The following is a 17,811-nucleotide window of genomic DNA, read 5'->3' as shown; positions in this document are numbered from 1 at the left end:
GTTCGAGTCCAGTAGCGAGCACCAAATTTAAACAAAAAGCCTGCTTTATAGCAGGTTTTTTTGTGCCCAAATATTAAGTCTAATCTTTTTTATCCTTGTATCTATTTAGGTACACGATAACTCATGCGAGTGCATTCTCGGCTCTAAACTCATCATTATAAGTACGTGACAACAAACGGTTTATCTATTAGGATTTGAGAATTAGTCGGGGGGCATTACGCTGAGATCACAATTAAGTGGGACCCGTTGAACCTGAACCAGTTAACACTGGCGGAGGGAACTAAATAAACAATATCAGTATTGTTTAGGCAAGTTATCAATGGATCACTTCACATCAACCGATCCTTTCATTACTTGGCACCAGTTCCTAACGCGTAATTAGGAATCTGTTATGTCATCAAACAAAAATAATACATCCCATGTTACAACACCGATAGTTTTAACTATTGCAGGCTCTGACAGTAGTGGTGGCGCGGGTATTCAAGCCGATATCAAAGCTATTTCAGCAACAGGTGGCTATGCTTGTTCGGTAATCACTGCAATTACGGCGCAAAACACCCAAGGTGTCTGTGGTATTCTTCCTATTCCCCTTCCGATGATAGAACAACAGTTAGATGCTGTTTTTACCGATCTAAATATTCAGGCAGTTAAAATAGGCATGCTTGCTGATAGTGACATCATCACGCTGGTTGCGAATAAAATAAAAAAGTACAAGCCACGCTACCTTGTGATTGATCCCGTAATGGTTGCCACCAGCGGTGACTTATTATTACAACAGTCAGCCATTAGTACATTAAAGCAAAAACTACTTCCATTAGCTGATCTCATTACACCTAATTTACCTGAAGCCGCTGCGCTGACAAACAGCAAGATCCCAAAAAATCATACAGATATGTTGGGATTAGTCAGCAAACTGCGTGATATACAAACTAAAGCAATACTGCTTAAAGGTGGACACCTAGAAAGCGATTCAGAAAGTAACGATTTATTGATATTAAGTGACAATATCATAGAGCTAAAAACAAAACGTATTGAGACAAAAAATACGCATGGTACAGGCTGTACCCTCTCTTCAGCTATTGCTTCTTATCTTGCTCAAGGTTATTCGATCGAACAAGCAACACAGCGTGGCAAAGAATATATTACCTCTGCCATTTCAGCCGCTGATCAGCTCAATATTGGTCATGGTCATGGTCCTGTGAATCATTTTTTCACTCATGACCAAAATAGAGCGTAATAAGTGTAATATCACGCTATATGATGTAAAAAAGCGGTGATTTGACTCACCGCTTTGATTTATATATTAAATATTATGTGATTACAGTTTTGTCCAAGCATCTTGCCAATAAACACTGCTTGCTGGGGCATAAGAAGCACTTGAGCACCAACCTGAATTAGGCCAAGGTTTACATTGGTATAACTGCTCATCGCTAGCACGAACAATATCCCCTTGTTGGTAAACTGTACCCGCTTGATACGTTGGATATTCTCCCGGCGCAGGTGGCGTCACTTCTGGTTTTACTGACGTACAACCTTCCGTTGCAATTTGTTTCCAAACGCCCCACTCACCTGTTGTTCCCGGCTCTTCGCCTTGTGTCCACCAACCGGCTAGCCATACCATGCCGTTGTGGCTTACTTCATCACCTGCTACATAAATACTTTGTGCACTCCATGTGTTTTCACACACTGCGCTACCTTCAACCGTCACAACACGTTGTGCTTCTGTGGTTTGTTGTGCGCTGTCAGTAATACGGTAATTCAAGGTGTAGTTACCAGCGAGAGTCGTATTTACTTCACCTTCGATAATAATATTGGCCGTTACGTCACCATCTTCTGCATCTTTTGCTGTAATACCTGTTTTTGCATCAAATGTATCACCGAGTTGAATGGTCGTATCACTAATACCTTCTAACACAGGTTTTGCACTAAACACTTCAACATTACGCACAACAACAGATTCACTTAAAGCACTGTCATAGGCTTTGTAAGTTAGTTTGTAATGACCCACTTTATTCGTATCTACAGTACCTTCAACCACGATAGAGGCAGTGACATCACCATCGTAATCATCTGTCGCTGTTACTCCTGCAAGTGGTGCAAATAAATCACCATGTGCAACAACAATATCGTCAATACCTGTGAACACTGGTGCTTTTCCTGCTTCCGTTGTCACAATACTTGCTTTTAACGACGTTTTTGCAGGTACAATATCCATTGTATTAAGTACTTCACCACCACAACTAACTTCTGCAAGGTATGGTTTCAGTGCACTTTCAATATTAATGTGGAAACGGTTCATGTGACCATCTTGCAAACGACGGTTATACAGATTAAACGTTTTGGTACCACCATTTTGCGTCAACACATCCAATTGACATGTTGAAGCAGTGAAGTTATCAACGTAAACATTACCGTATGCACCATGCAAAGCTGGGTAAATGTAGCTTGGTAGTGTTTTCTGTGGATCGTAATACCCCACCAACGTTGTTACCTGTACGCCTTGCTTGTATGGGATCAAATCAACTTTGCGCTCTAATAGCGTATTATCTGTTAACTGCCAAACACCATTTGTAAATATAAATGCATGTTTTTGACCATGACTTAATGTCATTTGTTGGTCGTTATAATGAATAGTTGAATTCCAACCCGCCCACGATTCAAATAGTGCCACTTTTCCTTCTAATTTAGCATCAGTCGGTAAATAAAAGTCACGAGCCCAAGCGGCATTAGCCGTTGTTAAGTGAACCACTTGATGTTTAGCAAATAACTGTTGAAATTTATCGCTACTTTCACCAAATTCACTAAGCGGGCCGTTACCACTGACCTTAACAACCGAAAACGCTAAATCATCAGCCACTGAATGCGTCCATGGCTTCATCACTTTTTCTATGTGATCCCACTTGCTATAACCTGTTGGTGACGCTGGATCAAAATTCGCTTTATTTTCTACGAAATCTTGGAACACACTCAGCTCATACGGTGCGTGTAATGTATATGCATTGTATTTAGGGTAAAGCGGTTGACCGCCAGACATGGTACCAAAACCAAAACTGTGTCCTTCAAATGGTGCAACACATTCCCCTTCATAGCATGACTCTTGGTTCGTTACGCCTTTAGTGAAATTAGGAATAAAGATATTTTTATATACATCCCACCCCCATGTAGAGTTCACTTCAGTAGAACTTTTGTGAATCGCGCCCATAAAGCCACCAGGATAATGAGCACCGACCCCTAGTTCATGACCGACTTCATGGCTAAATTCGTTACCCGTTGAGCTCACGACAGAAGCAACACCTGCGTAAGACCCCAACATACCGTGTGTAATTAAACCATCAGTATAATTACCAATTGAGTTATTCACTGTTACTTGTGCTGCATGGTATGGCGCTTCAATATTCCACTGGCTTGCAGGACATACTTTTGATGAATTCACACCATAGTTAGCACTGTTAATACCTGAAGAGATCAGCTCACGTGCAATACGGTAATGCGAATCACTGCCGTAACCGTCTGCTTCACTAGGATCAACACCTTCAAGTAAGCGACCATCTGGCAACATTATCTCTTTAAGATATACTGATTCATAAGGGTTAACGATCAATTTACTGATCTGAAGACTTTGGAAATACTGACGGTGTAATTCTGGATCATCGATAAAGATAAATTGATCTCTTGGCTCTGTTAATAAACCAACATCGATTGCATTTAAGATCATACTGGTATTAGCACCGATCTTAATATCTGAAACCGTTCCTTCTTTCTTATTTCCACTGGTGAAAGTTAAGCTTAAACCCGATTTAACGGCTTCTGCTGGAAGTACGGCCGAATAAGCTTTATCGCTATATGAAATTCGGCTGATTGCCATATCCGACTCACCATACCAAACGCCATCAATATTCTGATAGGTAAATTGGTTACCACGGCTGATCGTATCTCTGCCTTGTGCATATTCAATTTGAGAGTTGTAGCCAGCATCTGAAATAAAGGTGATCTTCTTATTATTAAAGCTTTTATCATCCGGCAAAATAAAATGGCCAGCCCAATGACCATCTCCAGTTTTAACTAAAACTGTATCGTGCTGAGCAAGTAGTGCTTTAAAATGTGTTACACCCGCTTCACCAGAGATGTTATGAAGATCGTGATTGCTAGTGATAGTTAGAGAGAACTGCGACGGCTTCGTTATCTCAACATACTTATCAAGCTTACCCGCTACTTGCGGCAACTGTTGTGGTTGACGCATCACCGTTTGATAAACCACTTCGTTTTGCTTATTTTTAGCGGTAACAGTGACAACTTCGTCTTGCTCAAACATATCTGCGTGAGGCTCAAACATCACCAATGTACGACGAAGAGAAACAAGATGTGGTTGGCGATCATTTTCAATCTTATTGCTCGTTTGCATAATCACGCTTTGAGCAACACTAACACTACCTTGCAGTGTGCCTTGAGTGTCTGATGACAACGCTTTTTTATTAAAATAAAGTGTTTCTGGTACTGTGGATTCGATTGTTTCTGCTTGACCATATTGCGCCATAAGCAATACTGGCAACAGGCTGACTAAGTACTTCTTTTTCATTATTTTTGCACAATGTTAATAATATGTATTTGGCGAAATATAAACAATAACAATACGATTTAGAATAATTTTATCTATTTGATTTGTAATAATTTATTATTACTTCAAACGTCAAAAATACCACTTTATAAACACTATTTTCTTGACGCTTACGATTACTGATGAACAACTATTTCACGTTTATCACATACTCCGTTAATACAAGCAGTTATATGCACCCTACCAGAATAATTCGCTAATTTAATTTCACTGCCAATAAAAGGTTGGTTATTAACATACCAATCAACCGTCAAGTTTTCGTCAAGCGTTTGTAGCGGTAATACATCTAACTGATCTTTATAATAATGCTGTCCTGTCACTATTTGCTTAATATACGGCACAACTCGTGCGTTCCCCTTCTTTGGCTCACCTTGTCCTTTAGATGTTGAAATGATCCCTCGTTGCTGTTGCCAATTTGCTAGAAGTGTCGGCCACGTTGTTTGTGCCGTATCTAAAGCTGGACGTAAAAAGCGCCCATCGGTTTCCAACGTGGGTGGTGTAATTCCTCTTACGGTATAGGCTTTTCTTTGCGAGACACATTGTGCAAGAGGCGTAATTTTCTTATCACGCCCACTCGGCCAACAAATGGTCTTTGTCACAACGTCTTTAGGTTTTATTCGTTGGTGTTGATCGCGGGGTAACTGATCAAAGGCGTCAAACATAATAGGTGCGGCTTGTGTCGCCCCTAAATAACCCACAACAGGGCTAGAGTCTGGGCGACCTATCCACACGCCAACGGTAAAATCAGGGCTAACACCTATCGACCAAAAATCACGATAACCATAGCTAGTTCCTGTTTTCCAAGCTATTTGACGTCTTATCGATGGTACAACCCTATCTGGCGCGCTTATTTCACTCAGTGTTTTAAAAATAATCCAACTTGAAGCCGGTGAAAGGAGCGGTTTACTCACAACTGATTTGGCGTTTTGTAGCAGTTGTAAAGGCTGATATTGCCCATTCGTTGCCAGTGTTCGGTACATAGCTGCCAGTGTGATTAAATTGGTTCCTGTCCCACCTAACCCTACCGCTAAATTTGGCTTTTTATGCTGTAATTGAATCCCTGCGTGTTGCAGTTTTTGATCAAAAACCTCTGGTGTTTCTTTATTAAAAACTTGTATTAAAGGAATGTTCAGTGATTGTTTTAATGCCTCACTCATACTCACTGCGCCTTGAAATTTGCCATTTAAGTTTTGTGGCTTATAACCTGAAAACGATGACGGAATATCACTGAGCAAACTTTGAGAATGAATGATCCCAAGATCAAGGGCCGTACCATAAATGAATGGCTTTAAGGTTGAACCTGGCGAACGAATCGCTTGCACCATATCAACATAAGAAAAACGGCTAACATCATTAAAATCAGCTGAGCCTTGATAGGCAATAACATTGGCAGACACATTATCAACCACAACGATAGCCGCAGAGCTTTTTGCAGGTAAGCGTTGAGAAACAGTCGTGAGTAGACGGTGAATTCGTTTTTGGATATCAGCTCGAATAGTGGTTTGAATAACAGCTTGGTGCGGATAACCTTGCTGTAGCATACGGCTCAATAATGGCGCTTGCAGTGGCTGAAAATAAGGGGCAACAACGACAGGTTCCTGTTGCAAAAAGTTCGCACTGTATTGATCGAGCTTGTTATAACGCACTAATCGTTCAAGCACTTTATTACGCATCGCTCTTGCACGTTCAGGGAAACGGTCTGGGCGATATAACGATGGTTTTTGCGGCAATACCACCAGTAATGCCGCTTCTGACTTTGTTAGCAATTGAGCAGACTTTCCAAAATAACGTTGCGCCGCAGCCTCAACCCCTTCGATATTGCCACCAAACGGGGCAAGATTTAAATACAAGGTTAAGATCTGTTCTTTACTAAAAAACCACTCTAATTGAAGCGCTCGAAATAACTGGGTTAGTTTGCCTGATAATGAACGTGAATGCGGTGATATTAAACGAGCAACTTGCATGGTTAATGTTGAGCCACCAGAGACGACATGCCCATTAACGCCCCATTGCCATGCAGCACGAAAGATCGAAAAAGGGTTAAACCCGGGATGGAAATAAAACCAACGATCTTCATAGGTTAATAACGCTTGTCGATAAAAAGGATCAACTTGCTCCGGTGAAATTAATTCTGTTCGACGAACCCCTTGCATATCTGCAAATGCTCGCAGTACCTCTCCCTCTTGGCTTTTAATAACAACCGCAGAGCCATGAGGATAAAGTGGCGGTAATGGAAATACGTAATTCAGCACCACACCACAAGTAGCTAATAACACAATGGTTATACAACAAGCCCGCATCCACGTTTTATAGCGTGATGCAGGCTGTTGAGCAAAATGATTACTTTTCAATGGATACCGAATCTTGCTTAGGCCAGTACACAGCATGTTGTGATGGCTGGTACATCGACTCCATGTAAATTGGCGGAATAGTAAAGGTTCCCGGTACTTCAGCACGTAGTAAATAAGCAAATGAATAGGTTTTATCCTTATCAAATGACTGAGAAATTACATAACGGTCATTTCGATATTCACTATGATCTGGTGAACTTAATGTCACATCGTTTGGCGCTAATGCTGCTACATCAAGCCCTTGATTAAGTGCAGGGTTTTCTAACACAAAACCTGCTGGGATCATCTTAGACAGTAACCCTTCATTTACTCGTTGGTTGAGATTAACGTTCAATACAACTAATAATCGCTGACCGACTTTTACCGTATTTCCAGTAAATGGCTTGCCGTCTAATTGATAGACAGAGCGTGAAAGCGTATTCACTTTCAATGTATTCAATGGATTATCACTATTTGATACCGCCTTATTGCGTTGCTGGTACCCCTCACCATGTAATTTAACGTACAGCGGTTTGGTATTATGGTTGGTAATTGTTAATCCTTCCGTTAATGGTACCGAAAATGGACCCGTATGCTGCTGATCATGACCATTAATTGTCACATCAAACTGCTGATCTTTATTCAATCTTTGGGTCAATATCGCAGCTTGTAATAATGCACCACGTTCTTGGGTGCTCAACCACAATTTATCGCCTGATTCTGCGACAAGTTGTTCTAATAACTGCTTTTGAATTTCCGCCGCTTTTTGAGCCAAAATACTATTCGATTTTAGTTGCTGCAAAATCAATACAGACAAGGCGCTATCACGCAGGTTAGAGCCATAATCTTGAAAATAGCTGCTGTAACGTTTAACCATATGGTAATTATTTAACAGTGCTAATGCCTTATCGCTATCGCCCACATTGGCATAACTTGCCGCAAGCTGTAATTCACTTAGTCCAGATGGAAATAGTTTAAGACCTAAATTATCAATATCGCTCCACTGGATCAGTCCTTGTTGAGACAACACATATGCCGCATACGTTAATGCACTATCCGCATTTTGTTGGTTATACGCCCATTGTTTCATTCGTGTTGGGTTCTTCACATATTCTAGGATCTCGTCTTGCGCCCGTTTCAGCATGGCTTTCGGTACTATATTTGGAAATTTTTTATCAGCACGTAGCAAAAAGTCCGTCACATAAACGGTTAACCAAGGCTGATCGTTAACACGACTGCTATAGCCATCACTTGGCCACAACGAAAAACCACCTTGTGAAGTTTGCATAGGTTTCAAATTCATTATCGCTTGATAAATCATATCTCTATCAGATGGCATCACTTCAGCATTAGGTGCTTTTCCTTGCGCTTTCAATCGCTGTTCAAACGCTGCTTTTTTAAAGCGGGTTAATTCTGGTAAATCATATAAATACGGTAATGCTTTACTGGTTGTTTGCTCTGCACAACCATACGGATATTGATAAAGATCTCTTGCTTGCTCTATCACACTTAACATCGGTGTTTGGCTGATATAAGCAAAGCCTAATTGATCTGGAATCGTATCAAGCCCTTGCCACAATGAAGATGTCACAGTCAGCTTTTGTTGCGACTCTAACTGATCCGAATGCATCTTATAAACCCACGGCATTACTGACTTGATCGGCGTTGTCCATGAACGATCAATTTGGATCTTGTTGTTGCTGTTTTGTGAAAGTGAGTGTGCTTGCAGTTTGAACTCTGCACGGTTAACAACTATTGGTGAGTCAACCGTAAACGGGACGTTGTAACTTACATGCTCGCCATCTTGTAATGTTACCTTGGCAGGCAGCAGTGCAATCGCTAAATTCACGCCTTTGTTGGCGCTCAATGCCAGTGATAACGTCTGCGCTGTTCCACTAATATTGTGAATATCTACCGTGACACTCGATTTATCTCCTGCAACGAGAAAGCGAGGAATACTCAATTCAGCGACAACGGGTGCTGCAATTTTATTACTTGATACACTTCGACCCACTTGTGAATCATTAAATGTCGTAATAATTAACTGCCCTTCACCATTGTAATCAGGGATAGCTAATTTCACGTTTGCCTTACCGTTTTTAACCATTATCGGCTTGGACATTAAAATAACGGTTTTACTTTCAACTAAATCGTCATTTTTATTATCAGTACGCGTAACGCTATCGCTACCGAAACGAGATTGAGCAAAGGGATTTGGACGCAAATCATAGAGACGTGAATACAGATCAACCACATCCGCGCTGTAACGACGCTGTGCAAAGAAGTAGTTAAATGGATCTTGTGGTTTAAAACGGCTGAGGTTAATAATGCCCTTATCCACCAGCGAAACCGTTACCCAAGTATTATCATTTTGTTGCTTCTCAATACCGGCAACGCTAATTGGGATATCTAAGGTGGTTAACGGACGAATAATTGGCGGTACTGTCGCTTTTATTGAGAGTTTTCTCGCATTACGATTAAGCTTAACGGGCTTAATTCCAAAATAACGTTTTGGCGCATTATCAACATTACCTGTTAACGTAGCGGTTAAATAAATATCGTGACGATTTAGTCCCTGTGGTAGTGGGATCTCAATATCTTGTTTGCCTTTCGTTACCTTAGTACGCTGCGACCAAATCACTTTATCTGTTTCTAGCGTCACTAATAAGCTACCTGCAATTGGTGCGGTGATCGCTGAACGGATATTCTCTCCTGCGTGATAACGTGATTGATCAAAAGCAATATCAAGATGTTCAGGCTTGGCTTTTATTTGCTGATAACCATCATACCAGCCTGCATAGAATTGATATTCAGTGACTGTTTTACTCGCTTGATCTGTCACTGTAATACGGTACTGACCCCATTTAGTCGCAAAAGACAATCGATGACTTTTTCCTGCTTCAACATGAATCGTTTGCGAAGAGATCGATTTCCAACGCGCTTGTTTCTTACGCTGCCAACCAACTCCTTCCTCATATAACCAATAATAAGGCCCCTGATCGTAATCCACTTTCACAGTCAAATCGCCAGCAAGGCGATGTTGACCATCATGGCTTAATAGTGCGATATCAAATTGAGGGTTAGCATCATAACCAACACTTTTTTGCAGCGGCTTTACTCCAGCTATTGGGCTATCTTTCCACACCGTGTAACGTAAATCTCGTTGTACAGCAGCCCCACCCGTTTCTAATAGACTGAAATTAACCACCGCATTAACTGGGGATTGAATTTTAGCTGCTGAAGGTGCCGGCAAGACAATCTCTGCTTTCCCATCAGCTGATAATGTTTGCTTATCTAATTGCTGATAACTGCTTACCAATGAAAATCGCTTACCGACTCGATAATCACTGTATTTACCGCTAAAGCTCGACGTTGGGTTATACATTACTTCCGCAGTAACTTTATTACCTGCCGCTGGGCTACCAAATAAATAGCGTCCACTCAGTCCAACCTTGGTTTGACTGCCTGCCACGACAAGCTTTGTAAGATCGGAAAAAGTTAAATCCATTCGCTCAGGAACAAACTCTTCCAGTTCGAAAAAATATTGGCTGATCGGCTTTTGAGCTTCAGGATCGAGCCTTACTTCAACGGTATAGCGCCCTGTGCGCCAACTAGATGAAGTGTTCAATTTCTTAGAGTAAAAACTAGCCGCTTGAGGAGAGAGTTGCTCAGATAACACAACATCATTACGAGGATCTAATACCGTTAATGTGATCGGCTGATCTTTAATCGCCAGACCGTCTTGATCACGCAGCAAAATATTTAGCGGTAATGATTCACCCGGCTTAACTAAATCACGGTTACTATAAATGAACGCTTCATAAGGTTGATAAGCTCGTCCTCCTACTTTGCTATCCGATAAATCTAATGGCGCTTCACGCAGAGGTAAAATACCGATCTCTTGTTGTGACTTCTGTTGTAATGAAGGAGCGAGTTGACGTTCTGCTGTTGTTTTATTGATACGAGCAACAACGATATCGGTATTTTTCGCCACAATATCAAAATTAGCTTCACCTTTATGGTCGATGGGTGCTGTTCTAAACAGTTTATGGTCGCGATAAATATCAACGCTACCTGAAGTAACAGCTTCACCCGTTGATAAACGTGACACAGAAAAACTCGCTTGATGGGTATTTAACCGTGCTTGAATACCAATATCTGTTAATAACACATGTTTAACTTTTAGCTCATCAAACGCGCCAGGTGCCTTTAACACCACAACATACCAACCTGAAGGCAAATGATGTGAAAGAGGGATACGTGCTGCCGTTTGTTGATTTAATTTGCTTGGTGGCAGTGTAAAACGATCAGCATAAACACTTTCATAAGCGTGTTGTAAACGCTCTAAACCATAAGGGCCTAGGTTATCTAACAGGTAGCTGTCATTTAAGAAGGTGTCGGGATCAGTAATATGTAAAATTTCAACATCAACCTTATCAAGATTCATAAAGTTAATTGGAATTGATTGGTGTTGAGATTGAGGAACTAAAGGGCCATTACCAATCACTTCCACCATGGGTGGCTGACGAATAGGATCTTTCTCTTGATTAGCATAAGCGGTAGCAGACAACATAAAACTATAAAATAACGCTATTAAATATAATCCCGCTATCGATCGTTCTGATCCCATTATTCGCATCACTTTCCCCTTTAAGAACTACTCAAGTCTATGCACTGCATACGGTGTAATTCTATACAGAAAAGCAGATATATTCATCCGAACATCGCTATATGTTTTCTAAAACGTTCTAAATTTTCTAATAAAATTAATAATATATTTCGCCATCACTTCGTGACTGGCTGTATACACAGGCAATTGTCCTTTTTATCTTAGTGACATTATCCGTTATAATCATCATCACTTTTTTAAAGATATTACCTACAGGTGTAGCGACAATATGGCTAATCAACCTAATTTTACTGATGAAGAATATAAAGCATTCGCGGAATTAATGGACTCATACAATCGTACGTTCGCCGTATCTATCACGACATTAGTATTAGCAGTAATTGGTTTTATTATTGCAGAAGTTCAGGTTGGTTATTTAATTACTAACAATATTCGTTGGCTGTTCGGCTTACTGGTTATGCTCCCTCTTGCTGTCACCTCTATTGGGACCAAATATGACTTTAATCACCTGACTTTTAGCATGCCTAAAACTATCTTATATAGCGTACTCAATGTTATTGCTCTCATTTCAATTATCGCTATCGTGGTTATGCTTAACAGCTAAGTCCATATTGATAAATATCGTACATAGAAAAATCTCCTTGCTGATAATTAGCTTTGAACAAGGGGGGGACATCCTCCCCTTGAACACCACCGCTAAATAACTGCTTTAATTGATGTAAGTAATATTAATTCATGCCAATAAGTATCATTATTGACAATAAATTCTCTAGAAATTCAACTGACGCTGACATTCACACAAGCCATATCCATATCATCAAGCAGAATTTTGAATGATATATCAGGTTGCGTTTATGATCTGATCAGGGAGTTTGTTGATGGCATTTGACTATGGGTCAATTGATTTAGGACTTAAAAATCCTTTTAAAACCGAAGGAAAAATAACAGCGGCACGTGGCATTATTGTTATTTGCCTTGGTGCTTATGGGTTATTTTCAGCAGCAAAAACGGTAACGCATAGTACGGTAGCGGGTTGGATAATGATCCTATTTGCCTTAGCTTTACTTATCAGCGGGTTAACAACTGCCTACCGTGGTATTTCAGCAACACTTAAGTATTTTGTTGGCCGTAATCATCCAACATCTTTAGCGCATAATCATAGCAACACATCAGAGCACGCTTACCAAGAAGATGCTTATGTCGCCTACTCTGAAGGGACAATTACCGATATGCTCATTGGTCGTAAAAATGCGACTTTTGTCGAACCAACTGGGTTTATTGCACATGCATTGCACAGTATTTTCCCTAGCCTCATCTACATGCCCTACCCTATCCGCAATTTAGCTCAACGTTTATGTGCCGCTTGGACTAATACGATTGTCGCTTTATTGTGTTATAGCTTTGTCGCTTTTATTTCCCTAACTGGCTTTATTGGCTCACTTGGTAAACAAGTATTTCCTGTTTATTCCGTGGTACTGACATTAGGGTTATTATGCATGTGGATTTTAACCAGTTTACGACTTAACCGTATGTCGCAAACACGTGTGCCTCGTTTATCTAACATTGAATTTATTCGTACTCTGATTGCTGCTGTTGTATTACCCATAGCAATAGGGTTAGCACTGAAACTGGCGATGCTTGTTGTTGGAACAACTCGCGTCAGCCATTTTATTAGCAACTTCACCAACCTACATAATACGATGTTTATCTGTGCGATTATCATAGGTGCAGCCATTGTCACCATTATTGTGGCACTCATGCTTAATAAGCGTTTATCGCTATCTAAACCAAACGTGGAAGTTTCCGAACTACGTGAGAACTGGCAAGAGTCAGTCCACCCAAACGAAGTATTCATCAACCTTGATAATCTTGTTATGGCAAATCGCCGTTATAAAGAAGTGCCTAATCGCGTTTATAAAGAGCTAAAGCCAACATTAGAGGAACAAGTACAAGCTAAAGGTAGTTTTGCAGGAGAAACACTTCAAGAAGTACAACCAAAGTATAAAGCGATTGAAGTCGATCAAGCATTAGATAACACTCGAATGTTTAGCTTAATCACTGGCAACCTTCTGCTTATTGGAGCCGCTATTACCGTTTTGTTTGCCGCACTCTCAATAACAGGTATTGTTACAGGTAGCCACACTGCAACTAAGGTGACACAACTTTTCTTTGTTGCTTGTATTTTAAAAGCACTAGGTAGTATTTTATCTAATGCTAGCCATTTGTTTTTTGCTGAAATGCTATTTGAAAGCAATATTATCTATTTAAAAGTAGAGGGTACGTTTACTGAGTCAAAAATCTCGACAGGTAATAGTATTCACGACTCGACTCGTTCTGAGAATATTTTAGTCCGTTCAAGTCTTACACCTTGGATTATTGTTAGCCGTATTATTAGTAGCTCATTTGCTTCATCTGGGACAAATAACCTTGAGCACCCTCGCTTTATTTTAGAAATGCACAAAAATGATCATGAGCTAGAGAGTATCCGAGGTGATTTAGTCCGTTTTTTAAAAAACAGAGAATCGATAGCGGCCATAACAAGCCAACGTGATTTGATGAACACGTCTCAAATTCATGAAATTAACCAGCAAACTCGCGCAAGTAGTATGTCGATTAATCATCATGATGAAGAAATAGGTGGTTATATTCATCGTGAATACGAAGAAAAATACCCACAGTAATTTTCTATGTTCAAATTCATATAAAAAGGAGAATGTATTTAATTATTTTCTCCTTTTTATTTTTATTCGTCATGTTTAATTAAATCATAGTCACGCTATACAAAATAATTACGCATTTTTACTCCCGCAATCCATGCAATATTAGTATGCATCGACCCCAAAAAATTATATGACACATGTCACGTTTTATATTTCATTCAACTGCAAGAATATTCGTTCAATGCATATAACTTAACGATAATTAATGAAAAATATTACATTACTTTCCGCACTTATTACTTCAGCTATTAGTGTACCCGCATTTGCTTGTACGACAATTTTAGTGGGTAACCAAGCAACAACTGATGGATCTTTTATTGTCGCGCGTAACGAAGATTATAAAGCCAATAATACCAAGCAGTTTATTTACCATACAGCAGAAGCGAAGCAAAAAACGGACTTCAAATCAAACGCCAATGACTTTACTTACCCAGCAGCAGAAAATGCACTGGAATACACTTCATTGTCAGATTTTGATACCCATGGTACCAGTATGGGTGAAGCTGGATTTAACTCTGCTGGGGTTGGTATGTCTTCAACCGAAACCATTTATAACGGTGCTCAAGCACTCGCGGTTGATCCGTATGTAACCAATACTGGTATCGGTGAAGATGCGATTGAGAATGTCATTTTACCACGTGTAAAAACAGCCAAAGAAGGCGTTGAACTGTTAGGCAAGATCATTGAGAAACAAGGCGCGTCTGAAGGCTTTGGCGTTGCCTTCGTTGATAAAACCGGTATTTGGTATTTAGAAACAGGCAGTGGTCACCAATGGATGGCACAAAAGATCCCAGCCGATAAGTATTTCGTTTCAGCCAACCAAGGTCGATTAACTACCTATAAACCGCATAACCCCGATTATTTAGCGTCTCCAACACTAGTTAGCTTTGCCGAACAACATGCTTTATACACTCCTGTTACAGGAGAGGCTTTCAACTTCCACAAAGCTTACTCGCAAGATACCAAGAATGATCAAACGTACAATTATCCACGCGTTTGGACGTTACAACACATGTATACAAAAGGCTTAAATACCAAGATAACGCAAGGTGAAAGTTTCCCCGTATTCTTAAAACCAAGCCATAAATTATCTGTTGCAGATGTTGAACAAGGGCTACGAAACCACTATCAAGGTACGTCACACGACCCATACGCGAATAGCAATCCGGAAGAAGCATACCGACCAATATCCGTATTTAGAACTCAAGAATCACACATATTGCAAGTTCGTCCTAATCTGCCTATCGCTATCGGTGAAACCGAATACATGGCCTATGGGATGACAGCACTTAGCGTTTATATTCCTTATTATCAAGGTATGACAGAAGTGCCTAAAGCATTAACGATTGGCACAGATAAAGCAGACAACCTATCAGCTAACTGGCAATTCCGTAAGTTACAAACCATTGCCATGACCAACTGGAGTGAGTTCTCGCCAATTGTTCAAAAAGCCTATCAACAATTTGAGCAGCAAACGGCCGTTAAGCAACAAGAGCTTGAAAAGCAGTATCTTGCGATATATAAAAAGCAACCTAAACAAGCCCAGGCATTAATCAATCAATTTGAACAAAAAACAGTTGATAACGCATTGGTATTAACCAATGAATTAACCAATACCTTATTGACCAAGATGACTCATAACACCGATATGCTATATCATTTTGAAGGCGCTTAAGTTGATAACACGTAAGCACTAGCAATAAACGAGAGATAGCCCAAGATTATAAAATTAAGGCGTTATTTCTCGTTTTATCTTTTCAATGTCGCACTTTTAAACAATATTTATACCTATTCTTTTTCCGCATCTTATATCATTTGCTCATTCTTTAATGAGCACTCTTGACAATGCGCACACGACTAGCCTTTCTTAGCCTTATTTTTCTTGCCCTTGTTCCTTGTTTTGCATTGGCAAAAACAAGTGAGCAACAAGCCCAGATCACCTTAGGTCGCTATTTGTTTAATGATGTTCGCTTATCAAAGTTCGGCAATCGCAGTTGTGCCCTTTGCCATGCAATCGATCTTGGTTGGACAAATCGATTTAGCAAAGTGCCAGATATCAATGGCAATCCGACAACACTAAACACGCCAGCATTACTCAATGTTGTCCACTATGACCAATTCATGCAAAGTCGCAAAGAATTACAGACATTAGAACAAGCTATTTTATTGCCTTTGTTTGGCACAACCCCAACAGAAATGGGGATGACAGAGCCGTTATTATTACAACGTTTACAACAGGCGTCTGATATCTATACCCCACTATTTGAAGCCAGTTATCACTCTGCAAGTTTCACAACCCAGAAAGTCATTAACGCATTAGCGAAGTATGTAGAAACAATTCAAAGTGTTGATACCCCCTATCACCGTTATTTATCTGGTGATACTGATGCGCTAAATAAAGAGCAAAAGCTAGGATTAGCCCTGTTCAATAGTGATCACCTAAAGTGCTCACAGTGCCATGGTGGCGAGCTATTAAATACCCCTAAAAACAACATCGACCCACTTTATGTCAGCACAGGGTTGTACGGTATAAAAAATAAAGATGGCAAACACTTATACCCTGAAAATGAACGTGGCAAAGCCAGTTTTAGCCACAAAGAAACTGACGACGGAAAATACCGTATCCCTTCATTGATCAATGTGAGCAAAACAGCACCTTGGGGACATGATGGCAGCGTACAATCGCTAGAGCGGTATATTGAACATTATGCCGCCGGTGGACGAGTACTGACGATAGGAAAAAATGCAGGAGATGGTCGTTATCATCTCAATAAAGACAACAAGATCTCAGGCTTTAGTTTATCGAATAAAGAGAAAAAAGCGCTCGTTGCCTTTCTCAATAGCTTAACCATAACTCGACTACCAGCACAGCAACACCAAGATCCTTTTTGCCAGTTAGTTCCATTAAAAAATAAAAAAGACAGCCCGAACTGTCTTCCACCTTTTAAAGTGAAGTCATGAACACCATAAACAAGACCATGAAAAAGACGATTCAGTTAATGACATTAAGCGCATTACTAAGCCAATCAATGGCCGTAAGTGCGAACCCTGACATTACCCCTGAACATAAAGGGCGGAATGATTATTTTGCCAAAAGTTATCAGCCGCTATGCAACTTGCCAACAAAAAACATTGCTACAGCTTCAACACTTGAAGAGGCCAGCCAGCAAGAATTTATTTTAAATAAAGAATTAGGCTTATCCACCCAACTAAATAACCAAGGTGAAGCTTATATTCAACTGGCGATCAAAGAATGGAATGAGAAGTTTATCGTAGGTGTCACACCAAAAACCCACGTATCGATGGCGGGGGCTGATATTCAAGGCGCTGATATTGTTAACTTGCACTGTGCAGATCAATCACAATACCTTACCCACTTAAACACCCACGAATGGGGAAGCTATACTCTGAAACTTACAGGTAAGCCAAACCAGTTGGTGAAAGTGCAAATCACCACAACAGATCTATAAAAGAAACAAGCCTGAGCAATCATTGCTGAGGCTTACTCTCTCAAAC

9 protein-coding genes, 1 tRNA gene and 1 riboswitch (1 of these 11 only partly in view) are annotated in these 17,811 nt (G+C 40.2%); of the genes, 7 read left to right on the top strand and 3 right to left on the bottom strand.

The annotated features are described in order from the left end of the window. Together I3259_RS02775 and thiD are read left to right on the top strand one after the other, a co-directional pair. Positions 1–24, top strand: a tRNA-Val gene (locus I3259_RS02775) (it extends 153 nt beyond the left edge of the window). A gap of 172 nt (positions 25–196) precedes the next feature. Continuing rightward, a riboswitch (TPP riboswitch) is annotated at positions 197–296 on the top strand. A 95-nt stretch (positions 297–391) separates the two neighbouring features. After that, the gene (thiD, locus tag I3259_RS02770; protein WP_238028227.1) at positions 392–1,237 is read left to right on the top strand and encodes a bifunctional hydroxymethylpyrimidine kinase/phosphomethylpyrimidine kinase; all 846 of its coding nucleotides are present in this window, start codon (positions 392–394) and stop codon (positions 1,235–1,237) included. An 81-nt stretch (positions 1,238–1,318) separates the two neighbouring features. Here thiD and I3259_RS02765 read toward each other — a convergent pair whose 3' ends face one another. From I3259_RS02765 to I3259_RS02755, 3 genes are all read right to left on the bottom strand, one after another. Then, complete coding sequence (locus I3259_RS02765; RefSeq protein WP_238028226.1) at positions 1,319–4,576, bottom strand: M66 family metalloprotease; 3,258 nt, start codon at positions 4,574–4,576, stop codon at positions 1,319–1,321. 155 nt (positions 4,577–4,731) lie between these two features. Then, on the bottom strand, positions 4,732–6,966 hold the full coding sequence (gene pbpC / locus I3259_RS02760) for a penicillin-binding protein 1C (RefSeq protein WP_238028225.1): 2,235 nt from the start codon (positions 6,964–6,966) through the stop codon (positions 4,732–4,734). After that, positions 6,956–11,584 (bottom strand): MG2 domain-containing protein, encoded by a 4,629-nt coding sequence (locus I3259_RS02755; protein ID WP_238028224.1) that lies wholly within the window; start codon positions 11,582–11,584, stop codon positions 6,956–6,958. Before I3259_RS02755 ends, pbpC begins: the two co-directional genes overlap by 11 nt. 259 nt (positions 11,585–11,843) lie before the next feature. Between I3259_RS02755 and I3259_RS02750 the strand changes: the two genes are divergently transcribed. From I3259_RS02750 to I3259_RS02730, 5 genes are all read left to right on the top strand, one after another. Next, positions 11,844–12,179 carry a hypothetical protein gene (locus I3259_RS02750; RefSeq protein ID WP_045127093.1) on the top strand — a complete coding sequence of 112 codons (336 nt, stop codon included), beginning with the start codon at positions 11,844–11,846 and terminating at the stop codon, positions 12,177–12,179. A gap of 274 nt (positions 12,180–12,453) precedes the next feature. Beyond that, a complete protein-coding gene (locus tag I3259_RS02745) occupies positions 12,454–14,256 on the top strand; it encodes a hypothetical protein (protein WP_238028223.1) in 1,803 nt (600 codons plus the stop codon). Positions 14,257–14,500: 244 nt separating this feature from the next. Beyond that, a complete protein-coding gene (locus tag I3259_RS02740; RefSeq protein ID WP_238028222.1) occupies positions 14,501–15,970 on the top strand; it encodes a C69 family dipeptidase in 1,470 nt (489 codons plus the stop codon). Positions 15,971–16,140: 170 nt separating this feature from the next. Then, a complete protein-coding gene (locus tag I3259_RS02735) occupies positions 16,141–17,256 on the top strand; it encodes a cytochrome c peroxidase (protein ID WP_238028221.1) in 1,116 nt (371 codons plus the stop codon). After that, a complete protein-coding gene (locus tag I3259_RS02730; RefSeq protein ID WP_238028220.1) occupies positions 17,253–17,765 on the top strand; it encodes a hypothetical protein in 513 nt (170 codons plus the stop codon). The genes I3259_RS02735 and I3259_RS02730 overlap by 4 nt, the downstream gene beginning before the upstream one ends. Positions 17,766–17,811 lie beyond the last annotated feature (46 nt).

Origin of the sequence: Photobacterium sp. Ph5 (genome assembly GCF_022129445.1) — a bacterium.
Taxonomy (GTDB): Bacteria; Pseudomonadota; Gammaproteobacteria; order Enterobacterales; family Vibrionaceae; genus Photobacterium.
Note: the sequence above shows the minus strand (reverse complement) of the source record. Positions and strands in the feature narration are given on the sequence as shown.

Coding starts and splice junctions, on each gene's coding strand:
- thiD (WP_238028227.1), top strand. CDS start 392: ATGTCATCAAACAAAAATAATACATCCCATGTTACAACACCGATAGTT.
- I3259_RS02765 (WP_238028226.1), bottom strand. CDS start 4,576: ATGAAAAAGAAGTACTTAGTCAGCCTGTTGCCAGTATTGCTTATGGCG.
- I3259_RS02755 (WP_238028224.1), bottom strand. CDS start 11,584: ATGCGAATAATGGGATCAGAACGATCGATAGCGGGATTATATTTAATA.
- I3259_RS02750 (WP_045127093.1), top strand. CDS start 11,844: ATGGCTAATCAACCTAATTTTACTGATGAAGAATATAAAGCATTCGCG.
- I3259_RS02745 (WP_238028223.1), top strand. CDS start 12,454: ATGGCATTTGACTATGGGTCAATTGATTTAGGACTTAAAAATCCTTTT.
- I3259_RS02740 (WP_238028222.1), top strand. CDS start 14,501: ATGAAAAATATTACATTACTTTCCGCACTTATTACTTCAGCTATTAGT.
- I3259_RS02735 (WP_238028221.1), top strand. CDS start 16,141: ATGCGCACACGACTAGCCTTTCTTAGCCTTATTTTTCTTGCCCTTGTT.
- I3259_RS02730 (WP_238028220.1), top strand. CDS start 17,253: ATGAACACCATAAACAAGACCATGAAAAAGACGATTCAGTTAATGACA.